Origin of the sequence: Candidatus Proelusimicrobium excrementi (genome assembly GCF_937881865.1) — a bacterium.
GTDB lineage: Bacteria > Elusimicrobiota > Elusimicrobia > Elusimicrobiales > Elusimicrobiaceae > Proelusimicrobium > Proelusimicrobium excrementi.
Map to the genome: position 1 here is coordinate 1 of NZ_CALGEO010000048.1, position 4,542 is coordinate 4,542.

The following is a 4,542-nucleotide window of genomic DNA, read 5'->3' on the forward strand; positions in this document are numbered from 1 at the left end:
CCGGGCTTATTGAAAGCGCAAAAGTTACCGTGGAGCTTACCGCCGATAATTTTATCGCAACCGGCAATATATCCATTTCCGAGCCTAAAGCTTTATGGCGTTTGCAGGGCACTTTAACTCAGGAGGCAAATTAAATGATTTTACAATTAAGAAAATGCGACTTCGGTCTTTCAATAGGCGGCGTGAAATATGATTTTACGCCCTATGTTTCAAGCCTTACGGTTGAGCAGGCTCAGGCCAAGCACTTAACCCGCGGCGCAACCGGTCAGCATTCAAAAGGCTTTGTCTATACTGAGGGCTTAAAAGAGCCCGGCAAAATAGCCATTGTGCTCACCGGCCTTCCGGCTTATTTCTTCCCGCTGCTTAGGCAGCATTATAAGGAAGAAACCCGTATGGACTGCTATGTTATAGACCGTAAGACGGGGCAGGCGCGCTATTATAAGAATGCGATAGTAACGCAGGAACCTGCTCAACTCAACATGAGCGAAGGCGCGGAGGAGCTGGATATAACTTTGAACCTTGAAGCCTACGAAACGGAAAACACCGGCGAGGACGCGGAAGATGAATAAAGTTAATCTTTTGCCCTTAAAGGGCCTAAAAAGCGTACACGCTTTGTGCGCTTTCAACGCTTTGCTCTTCGGGCTGCACTGCACGCCGGCGCACGCCGCTAAAAGCGAGGAAGAGTTTTACGGCTGGTTTGACGCTCTGCCCGCGCCAGATAAAGAGAAAAATATTCTTTATTCCATCGGCCTTTGCAAACTTTCGGAAGAAGAAATGCTGGATTTGCTGGCTTTTTGCGCCGACGCCAACGGCATACCGCTGGGGCGGGAAAACCTCACAGGGTGCGGGCCGGCTTACATAACGGAGTGTATAAAAACCGTATGTATGGCGATTGCGGATATAAAGCTTAAGAGCGTAGGCGAAAATCTAAAAAAAAACCCACAGTGTAGACATTATGGCGGAGGCGTACAGGCTTAAAGGGGATTTTACCCTTGAAGAACTGATAAATTTTGCGGTTTACGGAGCGGCGGTTTATGGCGGCGGGTTCTTACATAGTATTAATTAAATTCGTTGGCGATACTTCTTCTTTATCAAAAATGGAAAAGGATATGAACAGGCGTTTTAACAAGGTAACAAAACGCTTCGGGCAGGGGCTTGCCAAAGCCGGCAAAATGATTAAGTTTTCGGGCTTGACCACAATGGCGGCCGGGCTTGTGGCGCAAATACTAAGCCCGCTTAACGATATCAATTCCGCGCTTGATAATATCCTCGCCAAAAGCTCAAACATAAAGGACCAAGCTTATAACATGGATACCAGCGTGGGCATGTACGCCGCCATGCAGAGCGCGGCCGCCGCAAAAGGGATAGACCAGGCGCAGTTTAACATGATGGGCCAGCGCATAATGGAACTTATCGGCGCGGCCAAAAACGGGGAGGATAATGTCCTATCCAAATATAAAAACGAAAAGGATATGGGCCTTGTGCTTTATAAAGTGGTTGAAGCTTTAAAAAATATGGGCCCCGGCGCGGAAAGGGCGGCTATGGCAAGCCAAATCTTCGGCGGAAGGATTTCCGGGCGTATGTCGGGCCTTTTGGATACAGGCTTTGACGAACCTCTAACGCAGGTTATGCAGGGCGTAAATTTAAAGGAACTAGATGACGCCGTTATGAGCCTTGACGAAAAAAGCAATCTCCAAGCCGCTTTAAGGGCTAATTTGGATTTAAGGGACATAGTGGCTAAAAACGGAAGAATCAGCAATAAAATCATACGGACGCAAAACCAGTATGAACATGTGCGCGCGGCCACGCAAAACGCTAAATTTAAAGACTATGAAAATCTTGCCGTCAACGCCATGTCCGCCGAGATGTTGAAACATCAAGTTTATGAATCGCTTTTGCCTCTGCTAAATTTAGCAACGCCTATAATGTACGGACTCCAAAACCTTTTAAAAAGCGTAAATTGGGCGTCGTTAAGCTTAGGCGGTATTGTCGGCGATTTTTGCCGGCGTTTGGCCGAATCACTAAAAACAACTTTATTATATGTTTGGGATAGGGGGCGTTAATGCTAAACGGATTATACCCGGTTTTGCTTTTTTATACCACGCCGGCGGATGTCAAAGCAAGGGGAAAGTTCCTTCCCCCGTTGCCCGTTTACTTGGATGAAACCGCTACTAAACTTGCTTTGGAAAGCGAGAGAGAAAGCCTTGATATCGCCACGGAAAGCTTGGCCGACGTCAAAGGCGGCGAGGTCAGCCTTGTTCAAAAAGGCTTAACCCAAAGGGTAAATATAGAGCTTAAAGCGCGGGAAGACGACGCTATACTCGGCATGATTTTGCCGGTGTTAAAAAATATCGCTTCCGACGTAATCGCCGCCAATGAATATAAAATAGCTTATTTCCACAGGGATATTCTGATTTTTAACGCCAAGCTTGCCGGCTATGAAAAAAACCCGGAAAGCGGCACTAATTTAATCCGCTTAAGTATAACTTTGGAAGTTAAGCCGGAACAAAAGAAGAAAGAGGAGAAGAAACCGACGCTTGAATATTCCAATAAAGAACCGGGCCTTATAGGTACGAGCGGGCATACGCAGGGCCTTGGCGGCGGAAGCTTAAGCAAGCAGGCAGCCAATAAAGTGGCTTTAACGCCTGTAACTGCGAACGCAAGCAACGGGGACATAGTGCCGATAGCCGGAGGCGGCGAAAGGGAGATAATAAGAAGTAACCCCAAAGTTATTAAGAGAAAGGCGGTTTTGTAATGTGGCACATTTTTGAACTGTTAAACACTAAAGATTTGGAAGGGGTCCCAGCCCCCGATTATACAGCCGTATTTGATTTTGGCACTTATGGGGAAAGGGAAGTGCGCTTTATAAAAAGTACGCAGAGCTATTTGATAATTTTTGACGGCCTCGTCTTTTGCCCGGGTTTAAACGGGCAGAACCCTTTAATTAAGGGGAATAAATGCGTGATGATTGATGAGGACGGCAAGATTTACGCCGGGTATTGGGAAGATTAAAATCCGCCCCGTTAAGGGCGGATTTATAAGGGCGGTCGTTCTTTGAAAATCAGTTAAACAAGTCTAAATATTCTTTATAAACCCATTTTTGGGAGTAAACATTATCGCCTTGTTTAAGAGGAACCAATATTTGCATGGATATCATTCTTTCCACTGCTTTGTAAGCGCCGCGCGGAGTGTAATTCGTCCATTTTATTATATCAGCAATACCAACTATAGGCATTTTATAAAGGTTGCATAATATTTTTGCTGTAACCTCGGAAGCCTTTTGGTTCAGCTGTTGGACTTTAAGCATGTCTTTTTCCCTCAGTTTGGTAATGCCTGCACATGTTTGTATGGAGGAGGAGGCGGTTTCTATAACGCCATCAAGAAAGAAATGTAACCATTGGGAAATTTCGCCCTGGTGATAACCGTTTAAATAAGTGTAATAAGCGCTACGGTGTTTCTTAAAGTAAGAAGAAAGATACAGGACTGGCCTTTCAAGCAGCTTTTTATACCAAAGAAACATCGTTATTAAAATGCGGCCTGTTCGTCCGTTGCCGTCATTAAACGGGTGTATGGTTTCAAATTGAGCATGCAGCAAAGCCGCTTTTATAAGCGGTAAAAAATTGTCTTTTGCATGCACGAAGTTTTCCAAATCGGCAAGGGCCGCAAGCATTTCCGGCACAGGCGGTGGCACGTATAGGGCATTATCCGGACGGGATCCGTTAATCCAGTTTTGCTTTGTACGGAATTCCCCCGGATAAGCAAAGTGGGTCTGCCTTGCGTTTTGCATGAGTTTGGAGTGAAGTTCTTTGATAAAACGAAGCGACAGAGGTAATTGCTCCGCTCTGTTCAATCCGTAATTTAAAGCCTTTATATAATGCAAAATGTCGTCCACGTCATTGGGGATTGTTGAGCTTGGTTCTATATTTTCAAATTCAATGGCGTCCATTATTGTAGCATTTGTGCCTTCTATTTGGCTGGAGTTTGAAGCGTCCTTACGGATAAACATCAAAAGGAACCAGTCTTTATCGGGTAACAGTTCCGTAATTCCGTCCAATTTGCCAAGCAGGCGAATTGCTTCGGTATGTTTGTTAATAATGTTTTGGTCTAATTTAAAATCTTCCCTCGGGGGAAAAGGGGCGGGAACGAAAGCTTTAAACCCTTGAGGTTGTTGTACATAAGAGCCTATGTTAATTTTGTTCATATTTTTATCCTTTTGTTTCTTTAATGTGAACATTATTACAAAGTTTGTTCATATTTTCAAGCTAAATATGAACGAAAAAGGCAAAATCGTTCACATTTGGGGCAAAGATGTGAACGAAAAAAGCAAAAACGTTCATATCTTGCCACCGAATATGAACTAAATTTAACTTTTAAAGGTTTAAAATTTTTGCCTATTATTTGCTTTAATTTTTCATATACTTCTTTTTTGTATGCTTCTAATGTACCTGTTTCTTTTTCAACTGCATCCCATTTATTTACTACTATGATAACACCTTTTCCAGCTTCATGAGCTTCTCCTGCAATTTTTGCATCTTGATCTGT

General features: G+C 44.0%; 6 protein-coding genes and 1 pseudogene. 5 read left to right on the plus strand and 2 right to left on the minus strand.

From position 1 onward, the window contains the following. The first annotated feature begins 134 nt into the window (after nucleotides 1-134). The 5 genes from ACQY26_RS02455 to ACQY26_RS02475 are packed head-to-tail and all read left to right on the plus strand — an operon-like array spanning nucleotide 135 to nucleotide 3,012. Nucleotides 135-569 (plus strand): hypothetical protein, encoded by a 435-nt coding sequence (locus ACQY26_RS02455; protein WP_428047492.1) that lies wholly within the window; start codon nucleotides 135-137, stop codon nucleotides 567-569. After that, nucleotides 562-978 (plus strand): hypothetical protein, encoded by a 417-nt coding sequence (locus ACQY26_RS02460; RefSeq protein WP_428047493.1) that lies wholly within the window; start codon nucleotides 562-564, stop codon nucleotides 976-978. The genes ACQY26_RS02455 and ACQY26_RS02460 overlap by 8 nt, the downstream gene beginning before the upstream one ends. A 56-nt stretch (nucleotides 979-1,034) precedes the next feature. Then, nucleotides 1,035-2,063 (plus strand): hypothetical protein, encoded by a 1,029-nt coding sequence (locus ACQY26_RS02465; protein ID WP_428047494.1) that lies wholly within the window; start codon nucleotides 1,035-1,037, stop codon nucleotides 2,061-2,063. Beyond that, nucleotides 2,063-2,755, plus strand: coding sequence for a hypothetical protein (locus ACQY26_RS02470; protein WP_428047495.1), 693 nt, complete (start codon nucleotides 2,063-2,065; stop codon nucleotides 2,753-2,755). Before ACQY26_RS02465 ends, ACQY26_RS02470 begins: the two co-directional genes overlap by 1 nt. Further along, the gene (locus ACQY26_RS02475; RefSeq protein ID WP_428047496.1) at nucleotides 2,755-3,012 is read left to right on the plus strand and encodes a hypothetical protein; all 258 of its coding nucleotides are present in this window, start codon (nucleotides 2,755-2,757) and stop codon (nucleotides 3,010-3,012) included. Before ACQY26_RS02470 ends, ACQY26_RS02475 begins: the two co-directional genes overlap by 1 nt. A 49-nt stretch (nucleotides 3,013-3,061) precedes the next feature. Here ACQY26_RS02475 and ACQY26_RS02480 read toward each other — a convergent pair whose 3' ends face one another. Together ACQY26_RS02480 and ACQY26_RS02485 are read right to left on the minus strand one after the other, a co-directional pair. Further along, a complete protein-coding gene (locus tag ACQY26_RS02480; RefSeq protein WP_428047497.1) occupies nucleotides 3,062-4,201 on the minus strand; it encodes a Fic family protein in 1,140 nt (379 codons plus the stop codon). A 203-nt stretch (nucleotides 4,202-4,404) separates the two neighbouring features. Next, nucleotides 4,405-4,542, minus strand: a pseudogene (locus ACQY26_RS02485) (ribosome biogenesis GTPase Der); the annotation flags it as partial.